Raw genomic sequence first — 22,518 nt, forward strand, 5'->3', positions numbered from 1 at the left:
GCCGGCGACCAGCGCTCAGGGCTTTACCCCGGGCCGATCGGTGACCCCGATGTCCAGACGGACAGCGAGCGTCATGATCGTTCCCTTCTTGATCGTGTAGGAGTGCCCCTCATAGATGATCTTTCGACCCTCTTCCATGCGAACGCCCGGTTGTGGAGCGGTGTAGTCGGCGCCGGCGATCGCGCGCTCGCCCAGGTAGGTGTAGGTGGAGCGGTCGAGCAGCAGTTCATGGCTCACCCAGCCGTCTTCGACACGGGCCACCGCTACCGCCGGACGCCCATCGACGTCGACCGCGTCCGGGTTCACCGTCACCCCCGGGATCTTGGCCATGGCCCGGTAGACGGCCGCCTCCTGTGCCGGGGGCACCAGGTTCTGGGCGAGCAAGGAGCCAAGCAGGCGGTAGGCGGAGTTGTGCCGGTCCTCCTCGGAATTGTGTAGGTCGCCCATGTTGGTATACATCCAGGCCAGCAGCGCTTCGGGATCCGTGGGGAGTGCCGCCACCGTGGCATAGTCCTGAGGGGGCATGGCGCCGCCGGTGGGCGAGCGAACCAGTTCGCCGTCCTCGAAGAGGGCTACCTCCTTGCCGTCGGCCCGGGTCCATGACCGGTCCACGCGGGTCTCCAGAGGGGTTCGCGGGGTCTGCACCTCGCCCGGGGCGGCCTTCCCGACGCCCCGCAAGCGCGTCTCGACGTAGACCCACTGGTCAGGACGGGGGGCGGTGAACGCGCGGTTCCCGGCGGCCTCGGCCGCCCGGCCGAGCAACGCCTGCGCGTTGGCGGCCGGCATCGCCAGGCCGGGCACGACAGGGCGCGGCGCCTCGACTCCCGCGGGGTCGGCCACCAGCGCGACCGCGGAGATCACGGCAGCGAGCATGCCGATCGTAACGGCCCGCCGGCCCGCCCTGGGCAGGTGAACGCGACGGGCCCGCCGAGGCGCCGTCGCCGCGGCCCGCTGAAGGAGCGCGTCCCTGGCGGCGGTATAGGCGTCAGGCGATGGCGGGGCGGGCTGAGGCCATGCCTGGCGCAGCGCCTCCAGATCGGCCTGCGAGTATTCGCTCATGATCAACGCTCCTTCCTGGTGAGCACCGGATCCAGCACGGCGCGGATCTTCGTACGGGCACGGTGCAGCCGTGAGCGGACCGTGCCCGCCGGTACGCCGAGCGCTCTGCCGACCTCGTCGGAGGTCAGCTCGGCCCAGGCGACCAGAAGCAGCACGTCCCGGTCCCCGGCCGGCAGCTCCGCCAGCGCCGCCGCCAGCCGGCCGCGCGCGGCGAAGGCGTCGAGCACCTCCGCAACTCGCTCGGCGTGGTCCTCGCCGAACTCCTTCGCCTCCGTCCTGGCCAGCGCCCGGTACTGCCGGATCTCGGTCCGGTGGTGGCGAGAGATCAGGTTCGAGGCGATCCCGTACAGCCAAGGCCGAGCATCCGGCCGCGACAGGTCATAGGTGCCGCGCCGGTCGAACGCGATCAGGAACACCTCTGCGGCGATGTCGTCGGCCAGCGGGCGAGACAGTCGCCGCTCGGCGTAGCCGTGAATCGGCGAATAGTGGCGGTGGAACAGCGCGGCGAAGCATTCCGGCTGTTGCAGGGAGCATTCGATGAGCTCGGCGTCAGTCGCCTGGGTCATGTCACGGCTCTCGCCGTCGCTCTGGGTGTCATCGGCCGCCTTCCCTTGCGCGAATCCATCGTCCTTTTTTCACCGATCGGCCCAAAGTGTTCGCGCCAGCTCCCGGACCGTCAGGGTTTGTTCGTTGGGTAGCACGCTGATCAGCGCCCGGTGGTGGTCGCGCGGACGTCCAGTTCTGCCTGCGCCTCGCCCGAGGCGATGAGGACTACCTTCAGGAGCCGCTGTACGGCGGGAGCGAAATCGAAGGGCGACCCGTGGGATCTTCGCGGCCGGACGTGGCGTGGCTCGGCGGTCGCCCGGCATGGCGTGCTTGGTCAGTGTCGCGGGGTGACAACGTAGGAGGATCCCGGCAAGGTGGGTCGCGCGGGACAACGCAATGGGCGGTCACATGTCCAGCTCCCGTGCCGCCCGGATCGCCATCCACACCTCGGTGAACGCGGCACTGGACGACAGGTCGCGCCCGGTCAGATCGGCGAAACGGCGCAGCCGGTAGGCCAGCGTGTTCGGATGGATGTGCAGCACCTGGGCCGCCTCCTCGGTACGCCTGTCCCGCTCCATCCACGTGCGTACCGAGGTGACCAGCTGCGAGCCGTGCGCCGCGTCGTAGGCAAGCGCCTGCCCCAGCACGTGCTCGACCAGGGCGTTCAGTGTCCAGGGATCGTCGGGCAGCCACCGGCCGGTGGTGTCCTCGCCATAGTGCACGAGCGGTTTGCCGGACTCGCCCGAGCGGGTGGCCGCCCAGCCCGCCTCCCGCTGCGCCACCCGGGTGGACTCCCCCGCCGGGAAGGGCCGGGAGGCTCCCGCGGACAGGCCCGGCAGCGCGGCCACCGCCGTACAGACCGCGGAGGGACCGAGCACGTGGTGGTCCTCTCCGCGGCGCAGCAGCAGGTGCGGGACCTCGTCCAGGGCGCGCAGCAGCGCCTCGCCCGGCACGCCGCGCACCACGAGCAGGACCATCTCGCCCGTCAGCCCCAGCCTGCCCAGGCGGCGGCGCGCGGTCGCCGGATCGAGAACGTCCTGCAGCAGCTCGGCCAGCGTCTCCGCGCCTTCGCGGCGCAGGGTCTCGCGGTCGTGGCGCTCCATCGCCACCCGCAGGGCCGCGACGGTGGCGATGTGCTGGGCGACGGCCAGCCCGGCGGGCCGCGCGCCCTCCCGCTCGAAGGCGACGATGAAGCCGGCGGGCCCACCGGGCGCGGGCACCGGCAGCACGAACCCGCCGGCGATCGTCGGCGGCGCGTCGGGCTCGGCGGGGATGACCGCCAGGTCGGGGACGGGCACGCCGTCCAGCAGCGGCCGTCCCTGCGGCGTGCAGGCGTACACGTCGTAGCCCGACAGGCGCTCCAGCCGCCGCACGAGGGTGGCGCTGTCGAGGTCTTCTGCCGCCAGCCAGCGCAGCGCGCCGAACACCTGCAACTGGGCGCCCAGCCGCTGGCGCGCGTCCTCCTGCACGGCCGCCGCCACTTCCTGCGCGATGGCGATGAACGGCACCGCCAGCGGCACCTCCAGCACCGGCATCCCGCGCTCCTCGGCCGCGGCCACGAATTCCGGATGCAGCGGCGGCACGTGCAGTTGGGCCGACAACGCCAGCGCCGACACCCCCGCGTCGTCCAGCCGCTCCAGGTAGGCCCCCTGCTCGGCGGCCCCGCGCGGCACGCCGATCCCGGTGGTCATGATGACCTCGGCCCCCAGCAGCCACGGCGTCGGGTCGTCGAGTTCGCTGACGTGTGCCCACGACACCGACCGCGACAGACCCGCCCGCCCGGCCAGCACCCGCAGCTGAAGTGCGGGCGAACGGACCAGATCCTCCACCGAGACTTTTGTGGTCACCCACAAAGCATAGGCAGCCATTCCATGGCAGCCACAATTGCCCGGTCCGGCGCAGGGCTTGCACACTCTCCGGAAAGGACCTGTCACGCGAAAGGACCACCACATGCCCCGGGGACCGCTCGACTCCTCGAAGATCCCGCGTTTCGCCGGGCCCGCCACCTTCGCCCGGCTGCCCCGCCTGGACGAGGTCGGCCGCGCCGACGTCGCCGTGGTCGGCGTGCCGTTCGACAGCGGCGTCTCCTACCGGCCCGGCGCGCGGTTCGGACCGGCCGCCGTCCGCGAGGCCTCGCGCCTGCTGCGGCCCTACCACCCGGCCCTGGACCTCTCCCCCTTCGAGACGGTCCAGGTCGCCGACGCCGGCGACATCGCCTGCAATCCCTTCGACATCGGCGAGGCCGTGGAGACCATCGCCGCCTCGGCCGCCGCCCTCGACGCCCGCCTGGTGACCATCGGCGGCGACCACACGATCGCGCTGCCACTGCTGCGCGCCGCCGCCGAACGGCACGGCCCGGTCGCGCTGCTGCACTTCGACGCCCACCTCGACACCTGGGACACCTACTTCGGCGCCGCCTACACCCACGGCACCCCCTTCCGCCGCGCCGTCGAGGAGGGCCTGCTCGACACCTCCGCCCTCAGCCACGTCGGCATCCGCGGCCCCCTGTACGGCAAGCGCGACCTGGAAGAGGACCGGCGCCTCGGCTTCGGCATCCTGACCTCCTCCGACGTCATGCGCCGCGGCGTCGACGAGGTCGTCGACATCCTGCGCCAGCGCGTAGGCGACCGCCCGCTGTACATCTCGGTCGACATCGACGTGCTCGACCCCGCCCACGCGCCCGGCACCGGCACCCCCGAGGCGGGCGGCCTGACCAGCAGGGAACTGCTGGAGATCCTGCGCGGCCTGGCCGACCGCGCGATCGTCGGCGCCGACGTCGTCGAGGTGGCCCCCGCCTACGACCACGCCGAGATCACCTCCGTGGCCGCGGCCCACGTCGCCTACGACCTGGTCAGCCTCCTCGCCCTGAACACCCCCCGGGAGTCGCCGTGAGCACCATCACCGAGATCGAGACCTACGGCGTCGACCGCATCCCCGACGCCGATCGCAGCGCGACACCCTTCGACCTGTTCCGCCTGGCCTTCGGCGGCGCGAACACCTTCTCCACCTGCGTGCTCGGCGCCTTCCCCATCCTGTTCGGCCTGTCGTTCTGGCACGGCCTGGCGGCGACGGTGCTCGGCCTGGTCGTCGGCTCGCTCATTCTGGCGCCGCTGTCGTTGTTCGGTCCGCTCAACGGCACCAACAACGCCGTCTCCTCCAGCGCCCACCTCGGCGTGCACGGCCGCGTCATCGGGTCGTTCCTGTCGCTGCTGACGGCCATCGCCTTCTTCTCGATCTCCGTGTGGTCCTCCGGCGACGCGCTCGTCGGCGGCGCCCACCGCCTGGCCGGACTGCCGGAGAACGACGCCATGCGCGGGCTGGCCTACGCGATCTTCGCCGGTCTCGTCCTGGTCGTCTGCGTGTACGGCTTCCGCTTCATGCTGTTCGTCAACAAGATCGCCGTGGTGGCCGCGTCCCTGCTGTTCGCCGTGGGAGCGGTCGCCTTCGCCGGGGACTTCGACCCCGGATACATCGGCCCCATCTCCTCCGGCGACCCCTTGTTCTGGCCCTCGTTCATCGGCGCGGCGCTGATCGTGCTGTCCAACCCGGTCTCGTTCGGCGCCTTCCTGGGCGACTGGTCACGCTACATCCCGGCCTCCGCCCCCAAGAGCCGCGTGATGGCCGCGGCGTTCCTGTCGCAGATCGCCACCATCCTGCCCTTCACCTTCGGCCTGGCCACCGCCTCGATCATCGCCGTCAAGGCCGCGCCGTACGTCGACCCCGCCGCCCCCAACTACGTCGGCGGACTGCTGGCCGTCTCCCCCGGCTGGTTCTTCGTCCCCGTCTGCCTCATCGCGCTCATCGGCGGCATGTCCACCGGCACGACCGCCCTGTACGGCACCGGCCTGGACTTCTCCAGCGTCTTCCCGCGCTTCTCCCGGGTGCGGGCGACGGTGTTCATCGGCACCCTGTCGATCGTCTTCATCTTCATCGGCCGCTTCGCCGCCAACCTGACCGCCAGCATCTCCACCTTCGCCACCCTGATCATCACCTGCACCGCCCCCTGGATGGTGATCATGACGATCGGCTACGTCACCCGCCGCGGCTGGTACGACCCCGAGGCGCTGCAGGTTTTCAACCGCCGCCAGCGGGGCGGGCGCTACTGGTTCACCCACGGCTGGAACTGGCGGGCCATGACCGCCTGGCTCGTCTCGGCCCTGGTGGCGCTGCTGTCGGTCAACCTGCCCGGCCAGTTCGTCGGCCCGCTCGGCGGCCTGGCCGGAGGTGTGGACGTCTCCCTGCCCATCGGCCTGGCCCTGGCCGCGCTGCTCTACCTGACGCTGCTGTCGCGGTTCCCCGAACCCCGCGAGGTGTTCGGGCCCGCCGGACCCCGCCTGGTCCGCTCGTCCGACACGCCCGTGCCCCCCATCGTGCCCGCCGCCAGATAGGTCACGCCCACCAGGTTCCCGTCGCGCGAAGCCGTTCCATAGACAGGAGGGGGACCGCCGCGCAGTAACCGCCTCGCCCCCACGCCCGTGGGCTGATCCGGGACGGACGTGGGACACCGTCCGTCTGGCCGCCTCGAAAATCGCTCCTCCGAGTATCTCGTGGCTTTCGATCCGGCCCTCCATCGACACCGCGGGTGGCCGTTGTCCATGACCTGATCCGGGAGGCGGTGTACACCTCGCTGCTCCCGGCGAAGCGGCGGCGCCGCGGCCGGCATCGCCTATCGCGCCGCCGCCTTGGATCTGTTCGACCCGGCGGTGGACCCGCGCCGGGTGGCCGTACTGCTCGGCCAGCGAGGTCGCATGCAGAACCGCACTGACCACCGAAAACGCGTCTGATGCCATCGGGAGACCTTAGAGCTCTCCCCGCTGGCGACCAGATAGTGAGCATGCTGATGGCCAGTTCGGCGTTCCCCACCGGGCTGCGCTCCTGGGCCGCATCACGGGTGAGTGGCGGACAGGCCGCGGACCAGTGTCTCGAAGGCATCGTCCCAGTGGCGGCTGCCTTGTGTGGGGTCTCCGAGGGCGCCGCGCAGTTCGAGGCTGCACAGCCCGTGGGCAAGGGCGTTGAGCCGGACGGCCAGGTCGTACGGCTCGGCGGGCGCGAACACGCCTGTTTCCACGCACCGTGTGACGGCGGTGACCAAGCTGTCGAAGGTGGGCTGGATCTGTGCGGCGGTCTCGGCATCGGGCTGGAACTCGGGGACCGGCCGGCCGAACATGAGCTCGTAGAGATGCGGGTTGGCCAGAGCATTGGCGCGGTAGGCGTGGCCTAGGGCCAGCAGGTCAGCGACGGGGTCGTCGGTGCGTGGTACTGCGGCGAAGGCCTCAGCGAGACGTTCGAACCCCGACAGGAACATCTCGCGAACCAGGCCGGCCTTGTCGCCGAAGAGGTTGTAGACCGCCGTGGTGGACACACCCGCCTGCCGGGCGACACGGCGGGTGCTCAACGCGGACGGGCCCTGCTCAGCCAATAGCAGGCCACCGGCGTCGACCAGGTCTCGGCGGAGCTCTGCGTAGTCACGAATTCTGGGTCTTGCCATGCCTCTCAGAGTATCATAACGTCGTTACATAACAGCGTTACTAAATCTGGAGACCGGAGGATCTCATGTCCCAACTGCATGTTGTACTCGGCGCCACCGGAGCCATCGGCAAAGCCGTCGTCGCCGAACTCACCGCCCGTGGCCGCCATGTCAGAGCCGTCACCCGCGGCGCGGCCACCGGCCCGGACGACCTCCGTGCCGACATCACCACGCTCGACGGTGCGATCGCCGCCTGTGACGGCGCCGCCGTCGTCTACCAATGCGCACAACCCGGCTACACGCGCTGGGTCACGGAATTCCCCGCCCTCACCCGTACCGTGCTCGCCGGAGTCGAGGCGGCCGGGGCCAAACTGGTGATGGCCGACAACCTCTACGTCTACGGGCCCGTCGAGGGCACGATGACCGAGGACCTGCCCCACGTCGCGGGCTCCAGAAAGGGCCGCGCCCGCGCTGAAGTGGACAAGCTCATCCTCGACGCTCATCAATCCGGCCGGGTCCGCGCCACCCTGGGCCGGGCATCGGACTACTACGGGCCCGGCGGTGTCAACACGGTCCTCGGCCCGACCATCTTCGCCGCCGCGCTGAACGGCAAGACCGCCCGCTGGATGGGCGACCTCGACCAGCCCCACACCCTCAATTACCTCCCCGACATCGCCGCCGCACTGGTCACCCTCGGGGAACACGAACAGGCCGACGGGCGCGCCTGGCACCTACCGGCCGCCGGGGCGATCACCGGACGCCAATTCCTCGACCACGTGTGGTCCGCTGCCGGCGGCAGTCCCAGGATCGCCGGACTCGGCCGGACCACCCAGCGCCTCATCGGGCTGTTCAACCCCATCGTCCGCGAACTCGGTGAGACGTGGTACCAGCGCGACCGACCATTCGTCTCCGACGACTCCGCCTTCCGCAATGCCTTCGGACCCGTCAACGTCACCCCTCACGACGAGGCTGTATCCGCAACACTGAACTGGTATCGGCACCACCACCCGGAAAGTCAGCGGCCAGGTGGAACGCCTGACGGGCGGCCAGCTGCTGGGAGCCAAGGCCGTGACGATCCGTCGGAATGACAGGCATCGGGGCGGCCTTCGACCATGGCGCACATGCCCAGGTGGACCATCGAGCCGGAGATCGGCGACGTGATGTGGCAGTACTTCACCGAGATCGCCCAGCTACGGAGGGCGAACAGCGGTGGGCGCTGGCGCGGGACCCCCACGACGAGCGGGTTCCTGGTGGCGCGTGACGAGGACGTGACCTCCTCGGCTGTGCCGGCGTGCGGCTACTGCCTGACCTTCCGGGGACGGCGGAGCTCAAGCGCATGTTCGTGCGGCCTGCCGGACGCGGTACAGGGCTCGGGCGGGCTTGCTCCTGGCCGCGGAGACCGCGGCGTACGCCAACGAGAGGGCGGTTCGAGAGTTGATGTTTCCTTTGATCGCTTGTGTTGCGTGAGGAGAGCTGGTCGTGGGGGTCCGTGGCCGGTCTATGGACGCGGTTGGGCGAACGAACCCGGCTCGGTCTCTTCGAGGATGCCCCGGCCGATCAGGTGTTTGAGCTTGGCGCGAGTGTTCTCGATGTTCTTGCGCGGCAGGGAAGGTCCAGAGCGGCACACAGGTCCCGCGCTCGTGCCGGCTGGCCGGTGGCCGCCAGGATGGCGAGAATCTGCCGGTAGGCAGGGTGGTCAGGGACCGTGGGAACGGGTGGCGGTGGGGGCGCCAGATCGGGCTCGGCGGCCAGGGCGAGCAGGGTCTTGCGGGTGATCCGCAGATGATCAAGGTCCTGGTCGAGTTCCCGCAGGCGGCCGGTCAGCTCCTCGATCCGGGCCTGGGTCTGCTCAATCTGGCTGCTCAGCGCCTTCTCGTGGGTGTCGATGCGGTCCAGCAGCCATGTACCGGGATCCGGGGCGCTCACATGGCCTCCCGCGGGAAGCGAGAAGAACAGCGTGGCCATCGCCTCCAACGAGTCCTTCTCCGGTTGGATCCGCACTTTCACCGACCCACGCCTCTGCGCCGCGATCGTCGACCGCCTCACCTTCGCCGGCAACATCCTCGAGACCGGCACCGAGCTCCTACCGCCTCGCCCAGACCCGAGCCAGAGCCGAACAAGCCAGCTGATATCGGCGTACTCCGTGGTGTGCAGAGGTAAGCACGAGTAAGCATGCGGAGCCGTTGTCATGCGCACATGGCCCGCCGTTCGGCGAGGTCTCAGAGCACCCGGGAAGGTACGGACCAGGCCTTAGCTGCGAACCAAGGCACTTACGACCTGAAGGTAACGCTCGACCCGGTCACAAACCGTGGCATGTCCCGCGATGCGTGAGAGCACCGTCATCAGGCCGTCGAGGGGATCCAGGTCAGGTGGCGCGCCCAGCATCGTGGTCATCGCGAGGGCAGCCTCGCCTTGCCCCCGAACGATGAACTTCGCTGCCAGAGGAAGCATCGCGAGGGCGAACAGCGCAGGATCCGGCGTGGGCCCAGGACGGCCGCGTCCGAGGCGATCAAGCGCTTCTCCCAGGCCGAGATTGCCCCGTGTGCCATGGCCGAGCAGCAACCGCGTATCGTCCGGCACCTCGATGCCGGGCGGCCACAGGTACCAGTCAACCCACAGCGTGAGCGGGCCTATGTCGTACATGGCTCCGACATACCCACCGCCAACCGGGCCGTTGCCCGGCTGCTCCAGGACGAGCAGGGCGTCGTCCAGAGCGGGGTGACCATCGACCACGATCAGATCGACATCGCTCCACGCATCGCCGCCGCCGCGTCCCAAGGAACCGGCCAGCCACAGCGCCTCTGCCTGCACCGTCGAAACCGTTTGGGTCAGCCAGCACTCACGGGCTGTGGGCAGATTCGCCACGACAGCGCGGGCCTCCTGTGGGGTCATGGCAGCTCAAGCTATCGGGCGACACTCGCTGGTGTCTGCACATCTACTCGTACCCGGCTCTGTACGAGAACCAGTAATCGGTTTCACCCTGCGGGCGATCTCGGCGTCGGACTCCACACCGGTCCAGACCGCGAAATTGGCGATCCACAATCAGATCAGGAAGACGACCACTCCGGCCGGCGTCGTGCAGGCCTTGCGCGCATACTCCGGGCGCTTCTGTCGGTGCCGACATCGTTCCGTACCGTGCCGTGGGTGGCGGGAGCCGCACGGCAGCACCGGTCAGGAAGCCCAACCGTCAATTCTCGATGGGGATGCCCTCCAGGAGTCCGAAACCGCCGCCGTTGAAGGTCAGTTCAGTGGTGTCCGAGGGTGGGGCGGGGATGTAGAAGTAGCCGTACTGCGTCGAGCCGGCGGCCAGGGCGGCGGGCCAGAGGCGTGAGCCCACGCGGTCCACGTGGGATTTGTTCTGGCCGTTGTACACCTGGGGATAGATGGTCCCGGTCTTCGGGTCGAAGGCGCTGAACTCGAAGGAGCCTTCAGTGCCGAAGGGGTTGATGCCCGGGAGGTCATCGCCTTGGTGGGTGGTCCGGAACCGTGCCACCAGGTATGCGCCGTCCCGGTAGAACGGGTAGACCTGCAGCTTCCAGGAGTGTTCCTGGTTTCCGCTGAAGAAGTATTTCTGGTCGAAGGTGGCTTCGGCGGCAGGTTTGGCGTTGGTGAAGGGGCGGAAGTTCGCGGGCGGCGCGGCGTCCGCGGGATCGACGGTGAGCGTCTTGGTCTGGGTCTCCGTTTCGCCGTGGGGCTCGGGTTCTGTCGCGATGTCCTGCTTGAAGGCGTAGGAGATCTCGACGCGACGGTTTTGGGAACGGGCCCAGTCGTCGTTGTCGCCGCCTTCGGACTCGACTGGATCGGTGGAGCCCTGGCCCCGGGTCTTGTACTGGTAGCCGGAGCCGAGTTCGGCTTCGAGCAGGTCGCGTACGGCGTCGGCGCGGTTGTGGGAGAGTGCCTGGTTGTAGCGGTCTGTGCCCACCCCGTCGGTGTGGCCCGTGATGGTGATGGGCGGTCTGTCCGGGTCGGCACGCTCGCGGGTCTCCTGAATGACGTCGCGAAGGACGTTCTTGGCGTGCGGGCCCAGGTCGGCCTTGTCGAAGGCGAAGAGCACGTCGGCGCGTAGCGCCACCGTCTCGCGGCCGGAGTCGCTCTCCCGTCGCGCGACCACGGTCTCCACCTGGGAGACGAGCCTGCTGACGACCGGGTCCTCGTCGGGTGGGCCGGTGGTCACCGGAACCGTGACGTTCTCGCCTTTCCGCGGCCATCCCTCGGCCCGCTTCTCCGGCAGGGCCGGCGGGTCGTTCCTGGGCTTTCCCCGGACCACGGGGACGCCGGCGAACTCTCCGATGCCGCCGGGTCCCTCGACGGTGACCCGCTGCGGAGATCCCTTCAGCGGCGGCAAGAACGCCACCAGTGTGTAGGTGACGCCTGGCTGCCAGAGCTCCTCTTCGTTGAAATCCCAAATGTCGGAGCCGATGCTCTCGTACGGCGTGTAGCGCAGTTGCTGAATCGGGTCCAGGACGCGGAAGAAATGCTGAACGCTCATCGCGTTGTCATTCTTGCCCAATGTCCTGAAGCCACACAATCACTCATCGACTCTCCCCGCGTATTGACCTCAACTTTGGTTGATGTTTTAGCTTGGCCACAGACCAGGCGCGAAGGCGAGCACAGCGAGGTGAGGGAGCATGCGGGCGGTCCAGGTAACGCGCTTCGGTGGCCCGGAGGTGTTGGTGACCACCGAACTGCCCGACCCGGTGGCCGGGGCCGGACAGGTCGTGGTGGACGTGTCCGCGGCGGAGGTCCTGTTCCTCGATACGCAGCTCCGGAGCGGATCGCTTCGCGAGTACTTCACCGTGCACCCCCCGTATGTCCCTGGTACCGGGGTAGCCGGCACGGTGAGCGCGGTAGGCGAGAAGGTGGATCCCGGCTGGCTCGGACGACGGGTCGTCGCCGGCACCGCCGAGGAGGGCGAATATGCCGGCGGGGGGTGCGCGGAGCGCGCCGCGGCACCGGTCAGTGAGGCGTACGCGATCCCGGACGAGCTGGACCTGCCGGAAGCTCTGGCGGGTTTGCACGACGGCCTGATGGCCTTGAGCCTGGCCGAGAAGGCCGTCCTGCGACCAGGAGAGCGGGTGCTGGTGAGCGCGGCGGCCGGCAGCCTCGGCGTGTGGCTGGTACAGCTGGCCCACGCCGCCGGCGCCCACGTGATCGGCGCTGCCCGCGGCGAGCGGAAGCTGCGCCATGTTCGTGAGATGGGCGCAGATGTGGCGGTCGACTATTCCGAACCTGACTGGGCTGAGCGGGTGCGTGAGGCGACCGGCGGCGCAGGCGTGGATGTGGTGTTCGACGGTGCGGGCGGGCAGCTCGGCCGGGCCGCTCTCGGCGTGACCACCGACGGCGGGCGGTTCTTCTCCTACGGAGCGGCCAGCGGGGCCGTCGCCGACCTCGATGCGCACGAAGTGGAGCGTCGCCGGGTCGTCTTGCGCGGTGTTGAGGATGAGATCGCCCCAGGCGATTGGCGGCGACTGGCCGACCAGGCGCTCTCCGACCTGGCGACAGGACGAATCAGGCCGGTCATCGGGCAGGCCTTGCCGCTGGAGCGCGCCGCCGACGCGCACGCCGCGATGGCCGCCCGCGACGTCATCGGTAAGACCTTGCTCCTGACCTGAAAGGGTAGCCCTGGCGTAGTCAAGCAAGGGAAGGTCCCGGGAGCTGGGAACCGGGGATCTTGTGGTTCGTTCGTCCGTCGAAGAACTGGATCTCGCCTGCCGCAGCCGTCGCGCCTCCTGTGCCGAGGGGCGTACGCCCTACCGCACGGTCTTCTTTGATGGCTGGAGCTTTCGGGCGCTCCCCCTGCCTTGCTCGGATGGATCGTACCGACCTGCGTCTCCAGCACCCGGTCGTGGGCAGTTAGTCGGTCGGCCAGAGCCGCGAGTTCGGGGGCCTCGCGGCTCTGGCCGCTTCATGTCCTTCACGGCCAGGAGCGTGTGCCTGGATGCGCATCACGGAGTTCTTCGCCGCCCCGTCCACGGACGAGGTGCCACGCCTGCTCAACCGGCTGCTCGTCGAGGCCGTCTGCCCGCCGCGCCTGACCCACCAGGGCGGCGCCCGGATCACGTGGTGCTACAGCTTCCGCGAAATCCGCGCCATCTCCGTCGGCGCGGCAAGTCCTTGCCAGTGTCGCGGGAGGAGTTGGCCCGGGCGACAGGCTGTTTCGGGTGGGGCGCACTTCTCGCAGGTGTGAGTGCGCTGATCGGCGGACGGTGCTGTCAGCGTACCTGTCCGTCAGGGGTTGCCGGGGTAGATCCTCGGTGCCACGTTCTGTCGGCTGCGGTTGTTTCCGGCTGCCCCGAAAGGTGCTTTCACCTGGGTGATGGTGCTGCTTGTGGCTTCGAGGTGGTCGTTAAAGACGACCCAGTGAACCGGTGTGTAGGGGGAGGAGGTGAGCGAGCCGGAGTAGCGGAAGCTCGCCTTGTTGGCGGGGAGCATTCCGGTGAGGTTGACCGAGCCGATGCTCCAGCTGTCGCCCAGCGTGGTCGGCACGCCGGTGAGGGGATGGTCGTGCGCGTCGGAAGCGGGGACGCTCACGCTGTCGATGAGGACGCCGAGTACCACGGTGGATCCGGATGCGCTGGCATGGACGAAGTGGGCCTCTGCCGGGGCCTGTGCCTGGCCCTGGAACTTGTGCTCGGCGTCGAAGTGGTAGTGGACCTCGGTGAGCTTGTATTTCGTGGTGCCGTACATGATGTGCGGGTCGCTGAACTGGTCGGGGACGAAGGAGACGTCGTCGTGGTTGTCGACGACCCCGTTGAGGTTCTTGTCGCGGAACTGCATGGTCCCGTCGGCGAAACCGTAGTTGATGGTGATCGCCGGGGTGGCGGAGCCGCAGTTCTGGGAGCGGTCGATCTCCACGGGGCTCTGGACGTGGCCCGGGGCTCCGGTGCAGACATGCCGGGCCTGCGCGGGTGCTGCGATGAGTGCTGCTGTCGTTGCGACGGCGATGAGTAACGTGGTTAAGCGAGAAAGCATGTAACACCCTTCGTTCGCGGATCATCCCGGACTTGGTGGTGGTACGCGTGCTGTGGCGCTTCACCGGCGAGACGAATCCGCCGGTGGGGGAGTTCTTACGATAAATCGTGATTCGCGATCATTCGAGGCTTGCATTTTCCGGCGAAACCGTCCCCCACGGGGTTGCGGCCGACCGAACTCGCGATTGTGGCCAGGTCAGGCTGTAAGCACGACCACATGGCTTGCACCATCGTGCCGGGTGTGAATCCCTGGTCCGGTGCGAGGCCAGAGCAAGATTTCCCGAGTCAATGTATGGCAGAGCGCCTCTCTGATGACTGGGCTTGATCCGGTTTGACGGACATCCGAGATCAGGGGCTTGTCCCCGGAAGGAATCTCAATGATGGAGAGCATGGGGAAGAAGAAATCGCGCCCTCGCCGCTCGTTCACCCGTCAGTTCAAAGCCGAGATCGTCGAGCTGTGCCAGCGAGGTGACCGGCCTATCGGCCAGGTGGCCAAGGACTTCGACCTGACCTCCGTCACCGTCCATGTGATCCAGGTCCTGACATCAGCGAGCAGACGCAGGTGGATACGGCGAGCGCCGAGACATGGATCCGTCCCACCAGCGTCGAGCGCGTCGGGTGGGGTGCCGCTCTGGCGACCTCGCGTAATCAACTGTCGCCTATTGGCAAGGCGACCAGTGACCACAAGCCCGGGACCCGTGTTCCGGGACGAGGAAGGGCGTCAGCGTCCCGTTCCGGCGGCGGGCCGTCTTCGGATCGTTCGGTCTTGTAGCCGAGGTTCCCGCCTTCCAGGGTGCGGGAGACCACATGCCAAGGCGCTTGCCCTGACTCTCGTCAGGACAAGCGCCTCAGGAAAGGTCAGCAGGAGATGTTGCGGTCGTTGCTGTGGTGGATGATCACACTCTTGTTGGATTCGGAGCGGACCCGGTAGTTGTAGTTGCCGCTGCCCCGGCAGTAGAACGCCAGAGTGTCGCTGCCGTTACCCCACCAGTCCGCTGTGTCGACGTTCTCCCAGCCGTACCAGTGCTGGCGCTGCAGCTTGTAGGTGAAGTGCTCGTCCCGCGCGCAACCGGCGGTAGCCACAGCGCTCTTGACATAGTTGCCCACCTTCGCTGGCGCGGCCCGCTCGATCCACCCGCAAGCCAGAGCCTGCGCCTGCGCCGCCGCCGGAGTGCTGGCGACCAGCGCGGGAGCAGCAGCGGCGACGGTCAGGACGATGATGGCCAGGCGCTTTTTCATGGTCATGTTCTCCTCAGGAAGTCGTGAGCTGACACGCGGGGGCGTTGCCCGTGACGATGCGGACCGTTGCGTTGTGCTGGAAGGAGGGTGGGATGAGGCCGCGGCCGACACACAGCGTCCATGTCCCGCCCACGGCGTTGCGGAGCTGCGCCTTGCAGCCGGGCAGTGGAGCGTTGTCGAAACTCGTCGCGGAGGAGTACCCGCGACCGACCGACGTCGTGCAGTGCGCGTAGGACATCCTGATCACGGCCGCACCGGACGCCGAGTAAAGAGCGAGCCGGCCATGGGGCGAGAAGCCCGCATCTGCCGTGGCCGACGCCGGCAGGGTGGCGACGCTCGCCGCGATGCCGGCCAAGACCAGCACTCGCAGGGCGCGCAGAGGGGACATAGGTAGATCACTTCCTTCTTGATCGACTCGAAAGAGCGTTCCGTCGAGGCAGCTCTACTCGCGTGGAGTGCCGGTTGATCTATCGGCGAAGATGTCATCCACCGCTAAGAAATCGCTATGAAAGAAGCCCTCCTGTCAGCGATCACGGTGTTAACCGGCCCTGACGCATCAGGGACGACCAGGACGGAGACGCACGTCGATGTCAGCCGTGGGCGTCGAAGAGGGTTGACGCCGTGGATATCCCGATGTCAGATACGCGCGATGGGATCCACGGGGAAAGGTGCCCGATGCCGCCAGAGGAGCTGTACTTTCGCGTCCTGGGCCCGGTCGTCGTCGAGCACGCAGGCGTCGTGGCGCCCATCCGAGGCAGCCAGCAGCGCACCCTGCTCAGCCTGCTGATCCTGCGCGCGGGCTTCGCGGTGTCCATCGAGGACCTGGTCGATGCGCTCTGGGGGTACGAACCTCCCCGCTCGTGCCGAGTGCAGATCCAGGGCCTGGTGTCCGGCCTGAGGCGCGCGCTGCCGCCGTCGGTCATCGAGACGTCCCCGCCGGGCTACCGGCTCAAGGCAGACTGCGAGTGCATCGACCTCAAACAGTTCGAAAGCGACGTGGCCGGTGCCCGCCTGCGCCGCTCCGAGGGCCACCCGCGGCAGGCGCTGGTACTGCTCAGGAGCGCGCTGGCCAGGTGGCGCGGTCACGCCTTCGCGGATGTCCCGAGCCAGCGTGTGCGGCAGGCCGCGACGGGGATCGAAGCGATGCGGCTCACCGCGCTGGCCGACAGGATCGATCTGGACCTCGCCCTGGGTGAGGGTGGCGACCTCGTCCCCGAGCTCAACCGGATCGTGGACGACCACCCGTTGGACGAGCGTTTCGCCCGGCACCTCATGCTGGCACTCAGCAAGGCGGACAGACGGCTCGACGCGCTCGCGGCCTTCCGTACGTTACGCGGGCAACTGGCCGAGGAGATGGGCATCGAGCCTTCCGCCGACCTCCAAACCCTCCATCGTGACCTGCTGTTAGGCCATACAGCAGCCGAGCGGTCCATCAGGATGATCCCGCAGCAACTGCCCTGGGCCTTCTCCAAGCTCGTCGGCCGCGACTGGTTGATCAAGGAGCTGGCCCGGTTCCTCAGGTCCGGTGCCGCCTGCCCCGCCGCTGCCATCACCGGGCCTGGCGGCATCGGCAAGACCGCGCTTGCCGTACGGCTGGCCAATCAGGTGCGAACGGCGTTTCCGGACGGGCAGCTCTACGCCAGGCTGGGGCCGGAGACAGCGGTGGAATCGGTGCTGGCCCGCTTCCTGCACGCTATCGGCATGCCGCCCAGCCCGGCCGCTCGAGGGCTGGAGGAGCTGCAGGATCAGTACCGCGATTCCCTCGCCGGCCGTAAGGTGCTGGTGCTGCTCGATGACGTGGCCGATGAGAGCCAGCTCCGCGTCCTGCTGCCCCAGCATCCAGGGTGCGGAGCGATCGTCACCAGCCGCCGGCGGCTGACCGGTGTTCAAGGACTGCGGCCCGTTCCGCTTCGGGTGCTCTCTGCCGATGACGGCATCCGGCTTTTGGGGGCCACCGCAGGTGCGGCGAGCACGGATCGGGCGGCGAGTGAGATCGTACGGCTCTGCGGCGGGCTCCCCCTGGCCATTCACATCGTGGGTGCCCGCCTGGCGTCCAGGTCCAATGCGGCGCTGGAGGACATGGCCCGGCGGCTGAGCGAGGCCCGCGGCCGACTCGACTGGCTCGAACTGGGTGATGTGAGCGTGCGGGCCGGCATCGGGGAGAGCTATGCCGGGCCGTCTGCCGAACACCAGCGGCTCTTTCGCCGCCTGGCGCTGCAGGCGAGCCACCGTTTCCCGTGGTGGACGGCCTGCGCGCTCGTACCCTCCGATGGAGAAAGGCTTCTGGAGGACCTGGTGGAGGTGCACCTGGTGGAGCCGGCCGGACGTGACATCACCGGTCCCGTCTATCACATGCACGATCTCGTCCGGCTGGTCGCGCGCGAGCTGGCCACCGCAGAAGACCAGCAGGTGCTCCCCCGGGTGACGAACGGGTGGTTCGCTCTGGCCGTGGCGGCTGACTCCACCTTCGGCCACTGGGTGGGGCTGGATCCGGAACCGGAAGCGCGATGGCACCCGCCGGATGAGGTGCTCACCGCCGTGCGGCGGGACGCGACGATCTGGTTCGAGGAGGTCTGCGCTGATCTGTTCCACGTGCTGGACCAGGCCGGCGAGCTCGCCTGGCCGCTGGCTCAGCGCATGTCGACCTACCTTGAGCTGCGAGGACGCTACGGGCAGTTGGTAGACACGCTGTCGGCCGGGTTGAGAGCGGCCGAACGGTGCGCGGACCAGCAGGGCATCGCGACCATGCTGGGCCTGCTGATGGACGCCGAAGCGGGACGCGACGACTACGCCGCGAGCATCGACTACGCCGCCAGAACGTTCGCCGCCTATCAGAAGGTGAGATCACCGGAAACCGCCGTCCGAGACCCCGTGGACGAGCCCGGTGGAGACCCACTGACGGTGGGACTCGCGGCTGCTCGAGAGGCGGCTGTCCGCCGGATGGCCGGGGAGGAAGGCGACTATCTGTCCCTGTTCGAGACGGCGCGGCGTGGCTTTCACCGCAGCGGGGCGGTACTGCTAGAGATATGGGCGCTGAAATACGTCGGCTTGATCTACTGCAGGCAGGGTCGTTTCAAGGACGCCGAGGGGTGCCTGCATCGTGCCGGTCTGCTCCTGAATCAGCTGGGCGATCTGGCCAGTGTCGCTCACGGTGGAGGCGACATGGCAGGGGCCGCCGCGGCGCGGGGCAGGTTGGAGGAGGCCGAGGGGATCGCCAGGCTGTTTCTCGAACGCGCCAGGCTCGGCTCCGACCCGTGGGGGATGGCCAGGGCGCTGACCACGCTGGCCGCCGTGTCCCGGAGCCGAGGCGATCTGAAGGCCGCCCGCGACTTCTACGCCGAGGCTCTGGATCTGTGGCGCCTGCTGGACATACCGGTACGGGTGGTCCACGTTCTGCACGAGCTCGCTGAGCTGTGGGCTCTCTTCGACGATGAGGACGCCGCTGCGCCGTACCGGACAGAACGTGACCTGCTGATGGGCCAGGTGGGTCTGAGCGAGAGCGATCTTCGTCGCATCAGCGGCGGAGGGGTTCACCGGCCTTGAGAGCGCTTGACGACGAGGTCACCCGCTGGAGCTTCTACTCCTGGGCCAACCACGGCTGGGTCGGCCCGGTCGTCACCGTCCTCATCGGGCCCTGGCTTCTGGCGCTGGCTGTGGAAGCCGCCGGTTCGGGGCGCGCGACCCTGTTCTCGATCGGCGCGTGGCAGGTCTCGGCGGAAGCCTTTCCCGCACTGACCATGGCGGCGGCCTCCGCCATCCAGGTCGTCAGCCTGCCGCTGCTCGGGGCGGTCGCGGACACGCGCCGGCTGCGGCGGCGCCTGCTGGGCTGGACGTGCGCGCTCGGCTCCGTGATCACCCTCATGCTGGCGACGACGGGCGGGACGGCCTGGGCCTACGCGGGCACGCTGTTCGTGATCGGCAACCTCGTCTTCGGCGCCACCGACGTCGTCTGCAACGCCTTCCTGCCGGACCTCGCACCGCCCGAGGCCAGAGACCAGACTTCCGGCAGAGGGTTCGCCCTCGGCTATCTGGGCTCCGGCCTGATCATGGCCGTCAATCTGGCAGTGCTTCAGTTCGACGCCGCGCTCGGCATCGACAGGGCCACCGCGGTGCGCCTGTGCTTTCTCGCCGCCGGGCTGTGGTGGGCCGGATTCGGCTGGTATGCCATTCGAGGGCTACGCGACCACGACCGAGGACGGACCGCGGTGCGGGGCGGGCTGCGCGACTCGCTGCGCACCCTGCGCCGCATGCCCCACGCGCGGCGCTATCTCATCTCCTACCTGCTGATCGCCGACGCGATCTCCGGCGTGACCGGCCTGGCGTCGGTTTACCTGACCCACGAGCTGTTCGTCGGCGACGCGGGGCGGGCGGCGCCGTTCCTGTTCATGTTGATCCTCGCCATCCAGTTCGTCGCGATGGGCGGCTCGGTCCTGTGGACCGTCGTCGCCGTGCGCCTCGGCGCCAAGGCGACATTGCTCATCACGCTGCTGCTGTGGTGCGGCATAGTGATCTACGCGTTCTGGGCCCTGCGCGAGCTGTGGGAGGCCATTGTTCTCGGCGTGGTGATCGGCATCGTCGTCGGCGGGTCGCAGTCCCTCGCTCGGTCCATCTACTCCCGGATGATCCCCTGGGGTCACGAGACGACGTTCTTCAGCCTGTACGCGGTGTGCGACAAGGGCACCGCCTGGATCGCACCCTTGACCTTCTCGGTGATCGTCAGCCTGACGGGCTCCTACCGGCAGGCGATCCTGTCTCTGATCGTCATATTCGTCGGCGGGATCGTACTCCTGGTCTGTACGGACGTCCGCCACGCTCAGAGCGAAGCCCTAGGGTGAACCCCCGATCGGGGTCAACGCGGCAAAACGGGCCCAGGCCGCAGCGCCTACACCTACGCCGCGCTCCGAGCGGCCCGGAGGGCCGGACAGCGGTGACCTGGTCGAGAGGAGTACGAGCAGGACGAATCTGAGCCCTATTCGGAGTCGGTGGGTGGCTGTTCGACCGGGAAGAAGATCGGGCTGAGCAGATGTTGTGTGCGGTCCGGCGTTGGCTGGTTGGTCATCAGGGGCAGGATCACGCGACGGAGCTCGCTGATCATCGTTTCCAGTTCGCCACGGGTGAGCCAGACAGCGTGCTGCCGGTAGCCGATGAGGTCCGTCACCGGGTCGGCATCCTTGCGGTCGAGGTAGGCGTTGAATTCGTGACCAGGACGGCCATCGCGGTGGCGAAGGTGCGCCGGTGGTCGTCGGGTGTCATGGCCGTGAGTGCATCGGCGTCGAGGACGGCTCGGTCGTGGCGTAGCAGGTCGACGTGCCGATAGACCATGGCCTTGGAGGTGTCGGGGATCCGTTCGCATAGCTGGCCTGCAACGCGCGCCTCCGCTCGCCGGGCCGTGGACGCCGCCGTCATACGCCCGCCGCAAGAGATTCAACGAGCATGAGGTCATCCTGGACTCCGGGCCCGTCGCTTCGCGCGCTCGACGGTCTCGGGCTGGCCGATCAGTGCCTCGCCACCGGATACGGCATGCGGGTCATCACCAACGTCGACGCGGACGGGGTCGCGAACCCGATCGAGCTCCCGCGCCTGATCGGCCGGGATCGCGCGCTCAGAACTGCACCGGATCCTGCGCACCGAGGCGCTCCGGCTCGGCGCGCGGATCCGCCATGGCGCTCAGCGTTTCCCGCCTGGACCAGGGCGGCGGTCAGGTGGTCGCGGAACTGACCGACGCGACGGCGCGTACCGTCGACCTGCTCGTGGGCGCCGACGGCATCCGTTCCGCCGTCCGTGACCTCATCGGCCGTCCTACCCCGATTCGCTATCACGGCCAGATGGTCTGGCGGGCCCTCGTGCCGCGTCCCGGCTGGGCCACCGGCATCCACACCTTCGCCGGTCCCGTCCACCAGGCGGGAGTGGTGCCGATCTCCGCGGGCCAGGCCTACGGCTTCCTCACCGAGAACGGGGTACGGCCCGACGTGCTTCCTGAGGCCGGCCTCGCCCCGCGGGTGGGAGAACTGCTGGCGCCGCTCACCGGCCGGGTCGCCGAGATCCGCCCCCAGGTCGCACGGTCAACGGAAAGGACGACCAGCAGAACGCCGCCGCGGACATCCACCTCGCCCTTGAGCACGGTGACCCGAAGAACGCCCGGCTCTTTCCCGGCGAGCACATGGGAACCGGCCCCATCCTGCCATCGCCGACCGGCTCGGCCCACCATCCACGGAAAGGAACTGACATGTCCGCCACCGGGCTGATCGCACACCTGCGGCACGTCGACATCGCGATGCCGAACTTCGCCGATCAACGCACGTTCTACCGGGAGACGTGGGGGCTGACGGAGACGGCCAATGACTCGGGGGTCTCCTTTCTCGCCGCCGAGGGCTCACCGGAGCTGCATGTCGTCCGTCTGCGCGAGGACGACCAGAAGCGCACGGACCTCATCGCGTTCGGCTCCGCGAGCCCTGCCGACGTGGACACCTGACCGAGCGGCTGATCGGTCAAGGAGTGCGGCTCGTCCACGAACCCGCGTACCGGACACACCGGGCGGCGGCTATGGCGTGCGGTTCTTCGACAACGAGGGGCGGGTCGTCGCGGTCCGCGCGCACCGCAGGATCGAAGAGCGCGAGTCCATTCCGGTACGGCTCTCGCACGTGCTGATGAACACGCCCACCCCGGAAAAGACCGTCCGCTGGTATGTCGAGCACCTCGGGTTCCGGCTGTCGGACACGATGCGCATCGGCGACCGCGAGATCATGTGGTTCCTGCGGTGCAATTCCTTCCACCACAGCTTCGGCTTCGTACGCGACCTCGAGGATCTTCGTATTCTCGCCTACACGGCGTTGGACCGTGTGCTCAATGAGGACTGTGGGATGTCGGCTGGCTGGGTTGAACAGGACGACGCCATGGCGTGGCGGACGGAACCGTATTCTGCTGGTCCCGCGTTAGCTGGTGCGGCCCCAAGCGCTTAGGCACTCATCCGGACAGAAGCGTCATGGTGCCAATCAGAGCAGCACCGCCGGCGGCGAAACCCACGCCCAGCGTGCTGGTGAACTGCTCGGTGAGCCCGCGGCCGATGCCGCGGGTACCGCCCGTCACGACGATGACCATGTCAGCATCCCCTGGGATCGCGGCGACCGTGATATGGCCGGCGCCGGCATCGCGCCCGTACCCCATGAGGTGGGTTGCCGCGCGTGAAAACCCCGCTTGCGTCTTCCCACCTGCGTGTAGGGCAGGCTCCCGCGAGTT

At 68.6% G+C, this 22,518-nt stretch carries 24 protein-coding genes and 1 pseudogene; 12 read left to right on the top strand and 13 right to left on the bottom strand.

What is annotated here, in order from left to right:
* Positions 1-15 precede the first annotated feature (15 nt).
* The 3 genes from ACFWY5_RS23775 to ACFWY5_RS23785 form a co-directional block, all read right to left on the bottom strand.
* Entirely contained in the window at positions 16-1,059 is a 1,044-nt protein-coding gene (locus ACFWY5_RS23775; RefSeq protein WP_379634359.1) for a CU044_5270 family protein, read from the bottom strand.
* 2 nt (positions 1,060-1,061) lie between these two features.
* Positions 1,062-1,625, bottom strand: a complete 564-nt coding sequence (locus ACFWY5_RS23780) for an RNA polymerase sigma factor (RefSeq protein WP_379616203.1) — start codon at positions 1,623-1,625, stop codon at positions 1,062-1,064.
* Between the two features lie 384 nt (positions 1,626-2,009).
* Complete coding sequence (locus ACFWY5_RS23785; protein WP_379634361.1) at positions 2,010-3,452, bottom strand: PucR family transcriptional regulator; 1,443 nt, start codon at positions 3,450-3,452, stop codon at positions 2,010-2,012.
* A gap of 103 nt (positions 3,453-3,555) precedes the next feature.
* Here ACFWY5_RS23785 and speB point away from each other — a divergent pair, with 103 nt between their 5' ends.
* Positions 3,556-4,497 carry an agmatinase gene (gene speB / locus ACFWY5_RS23790; protein WP_184973688.1) on the top strand — a complete coding sequence of 314 codons (942 nt, stop codon included), beginning with the start codon at positions 3,556-3,558 and terminating at the stop codon, positions 4,495-4,497.
* The gene (locus ACFWY5_RS23795) at positions 4,494-5,993 is read left to right on the top strand and encodes a purine-cytosine permease family protein (protein WP_379634363.1); all 1,500 of its coding nucleotides are present in this window, start codon (positions 4,494-4,496) and stop codon (positions 5,991-5,993) included. The genes speB and ACFWY5_RS23795 overlap by 4 nt, the downstream gene beginning before the upstream one ends.
* Before the next feature lie 497 nt (positions 5,994-6,490).
* On the opposite strand, the gene ACFWY5_RS23800 is transcribed toward ACFWY5_RS23795, so the two are convergent.
* Positions 6,491-7,093, bottom strand: coding sequence for a TetR/AcrR family transcriptional regulator (locus tag ACFWY5_RS23800; RefSeq protein ID WP_379616211.1), 603 nt, complete (start codon positions 7,091-7,093; stop codon positions 6,491-6,493).
* A gap of 65 nt (positions 7,094-7,158) precedes the next feature.
* On the opposite strand from ACFWY5_RS23800, the gene ACFWY5_RS23805 reads away from it, so the two are divergent.
* Both ACFWY5_RS23805 and ACFWY5_RS23810 read left to right on the top strand, forming a co-directional pair.
* Positions 7,159-8,160, top strand: coding sequence for an NAD-dependent epimerase/dehydratase family protein (locus ACFWY5_RS23805; protein ID WP_379634365.1), 1,002 nt, complete (start codon positions 7,159-7,161; stop codon positions 8,158-8,160).
* 194 nt (positions 8,161-8,354) lie between these two features.
* Positions 8,355-8,510, top strand: a pseudogene (locus ACFWY5_RS23810) (hypothetical protein); the annotation flags it as partial.
* 119 nt (positions 8,511-8,629) lie between these two features.
* Here the strand turns inward: ACFWY5_RS23810 and ACFWY5_RS23815 are convergent.
* Complete coding sequence (locus ACFWY5_RS23815) at positions 8,630-9,037, bottom strand: hypothetical protein (RefSeq protein ID WP_379634646.1); 408 nt, start codon at positions 9,035-9,037, stop codon at positions 8,630-8,632.
* On the opposite strand from ACFWY5_RS23815, the gene ACFWY5_RS23820 reads away from it, so the two are divergent.
* The gene (locus tag ACFWY5_RS23820) at positions 8,958-9,242 is read left to right on the top strand and encodes an ATP-binding protein (protein WP_379634367.1); all 285 of its coding nucleotides are present in this window, start codon (positions 8,958-8,960) and stop codon (positions 9,240-9,242) included. The two genes, ACFWY5_RS23815 and ACFWY5_RS23820, sit on opposite strands and share 80 nt — an antisense overlap.
* A gap of 80 nt (positions 9,243-9,322) precedes the next feature.
* Here the strand turns inward: ACFWY5_RS23820 and ACFWY5_RS23825 are convergent, their stop codons facing one another.
* Positions 9,323-9,964, bottom strand: a complete 642-nt coding sequence (locus ACFWY5_RS23825; protein WP_379634369.1) for a hypothetical protein — start codon at positions 9,962-9,964, stop codon at positions 9,323-9,325.
* 295 nt (positions 9,965-10,259) lie between these two features.
* Positions 10,260-11,561: an OmpA family protein gene (locus ACFWY5_RS23830; RefSeq protein WP_379634371.1), complete on the bottom strand. Its 1,302-nt coding sequence runs from the start codon at positions 11,559-11,561 to the stop codon at positions 10,260-10,262.
* A gap of 139 nt (positions 11,562-11,700) precedes the next feature.
* Here ACFWY5_RS23830 and ACFWY5_RS23835 point away from each other — a divergent pair, with 139 nt between their 5' ends.
* Both ACFWY5_RS23835 and ACFWY5_RS23840 read left to right on the top strand, forming a co-directional pair.
* Positions 11,701-12,684 (top strand): zinc-binding dehydrogenase, encoded by a 984-nt coding sequence (locus ACFWY5_RS23835; protein ID WP_379634373.1) that lies wholly within the window; start codon positions 11,701-11,703, stop codon positions 12,682-12,684.
* A 326-nt stretch (positions 12,685-13,010) separates the two neighbouring features.
* Positions 13,011-13,259 (top strand): hypothetical protein, encoded by a 249-nt coding sequence (locus ACFWY5_RS23840; RefSeq protein WP_379634375.1) that lies wholly within the window; start codon positions 13,011-13,013, stop codon positions 13,257-13,259.
* 41 nt (positions 13,260-13,300) lie between these two features.
* Here ACFWY5_RS23840 and ACFWY5_RS23845 read toward each other — a convergent pair whose 3' ends face one another.
* From ACFWY5_RS23845 to ACFWY5_RS23855, 3 genes are all read right to left on the bottom strand, one after another.
* Entirely contained in the window at positions 13,301-14,044 is a 744-nt protein-coding gene (locus tag ACFWY5_RS23845) for a carbonic anhydrase family protein (protein WP_379634377.1), read from the bottom strand.
* Between the two features lie 857 nt (positions 14,045-14,901).
* Positions 14,902-15,282 (bottom strand): hypothetical protein, encoded by a 381-nt coding sequence (locus tag ACFWY5_RS23850; RefSeq protein ID WP_379634379.1) that lies wholly within the window; start codon positions 15,280-15,282, stop codon positions 14,902-14,904.
* A 13-nt stretch (positions 15,283-15,295) separates the two neighbouring features.
* Positions 15,296-15,670 (bottom strand): hypothetical protein, encoded by a 375-nt coding sequence (locus ACFWY5_RS23855; protein WP_379634381.1) that lies wholly within the window; start codon positions 15,668-15,670, stop codon positions 15,296-15,298.
* Between the two features lie 287 nt (positions 15,671-15,957).
* Here ACFWY5_RS23855 and ACFWY5_RS23860 point away from each other — a divergent pair, with 287 nt between their 5' ends.
* Positions 15,958-18,825, top strand: coding sequence for a BTAD domain-containing putative transcriptional regulator (locus tag ACFWY5_RS23860; RefSeq protein WP_379634383.1), 2,868 nt, complete (start codon positions 15,958-15,960; stop codon positions 18,823-18,825).
* Positions 18,822-20,117 carry an MFS transporter gene (locus ACFWY5_RS23865; protein ID WP_379634385.1) on the top strand — a complete coding sequence of 432 codons (1,296 nt, stop codon included), beginning with the start codon at positions 18,822-18,824 and terminating at the stop codon, positions 20,115-20,117. Before ACFWY5_RS23860 ends, ACFWY5_RS23865 begins: the two co-directional genes overlap by 4 nt.
* A gap of 134 nt (positions 20,118-20,251) precedes the next feature.
* Here the strand turns inward: ACFWY5_RS23865 and ACFWY5_RS23870 are convergent, their stop codons facing one another.
* Both ACFWY5_RS23870 and ACFWY5_RS23875 read right to left on the bottom strand, forming a co-directional pair.
* The gene (locus tag ACFWY5_RS23870) at positions 20,252-20,440 is read right to left on the bottom strand and encodes a hypothetical protein (RefSeq protein ID WP_379634387.1); all 189 of its coding nucleotides are present in this window, start codon (positions 20,438-20,440) and stop codon (positions 20,252-20,254) included.
* A complete protein-coding gene (locus ACFWY5_RS23875; protein ID WP_379616237.1) occupies positions 20,437-20,604 on the bottom strand; it encodes a hypothetical protein in 168 nt (55 codons plus the stop codon). Before ACFWY5_RS23875 ends, ACFWY5_RS23870 begins: the two co-directional genes overlap by 4 nt.
* A 338-nt stretch (positions 20,605-20,942) precedes the next feature.
* Between ACFWY5_RS23875 and ACFWY5_RS23880 the strand changes: the two genes are divergently transcribed.
* The 3 genes from ACFWY5_RS23880 to ACFWY5_RS23890 all read left to right on the top strand — a co-directional run bounded on the left by ACFWY5_RS23880 (position 20,943) and on the right by ACFWY5_RS23890 (position 22,241).
* Complete coding sequence (locus tag ACFWY5_RS23880) at positions 20,943-21,527, top strand: hypothetical protein (RefSeq protein WP_379634389.1); 585 nt, start codon at positions 20,943-20,945, stop codon at positions 21,525-21,527.
* On the top strand, positions 21,509-21,754 hold the full coding sequence (locus tag ACFWY5_RS23885) for a hypothetical protein (RefSeq protein ID WP_379634391.1): 246 nt from the start codon (positions 21,509-21,511) through the stop codon (positions 21,752-21,754). Before ACFWY5_RS23880 ends, ACFWY5_RS23885 begins: the two co-directional genes overlap by 19 nt.
* A 76-nt stretch (positions 21,755-21,830) precedes the next feature.
* The gene (locus ACFWY5_RS23890; protein ID WP_379634393.1) at positions 21,831-22,241 is read left to right on the top strand and encodes a VOC family protein; all 411 of its coding nucleotides are present in this window, start codon (positions 21,831-21,833) and stop codon (positions 22,239-22,241) included.
* Positions 22,242-22,245: 4 nt separating this feature from the next.
* On the opposite strand, the gene ACFWY5_RS23895 is transcribed toward ACFWY5_RS23890, so the two are convergent.
* Positions 22,246-22,380 (bottom strand): hypothetical protein, encoded by a 135-nt coding sequence (locus ACFWY5_RS23895; protein WP_379634396.1) that lies wholly within the window; start codon positions 22,378-22,380, stop codon positions 22,246-22,248.
* Positions 22,381-22,518: the final 138 nt, after the last annotated feature.

This window comes from Nonomuraea sp. NPDC059007 (genome assembly GCF_042740555.1).
GTDB lineage: Bacteria > Actinomycetota > Actinomycetes > Streptosporangiales > Streptosporangiaceae > Nonomuraea.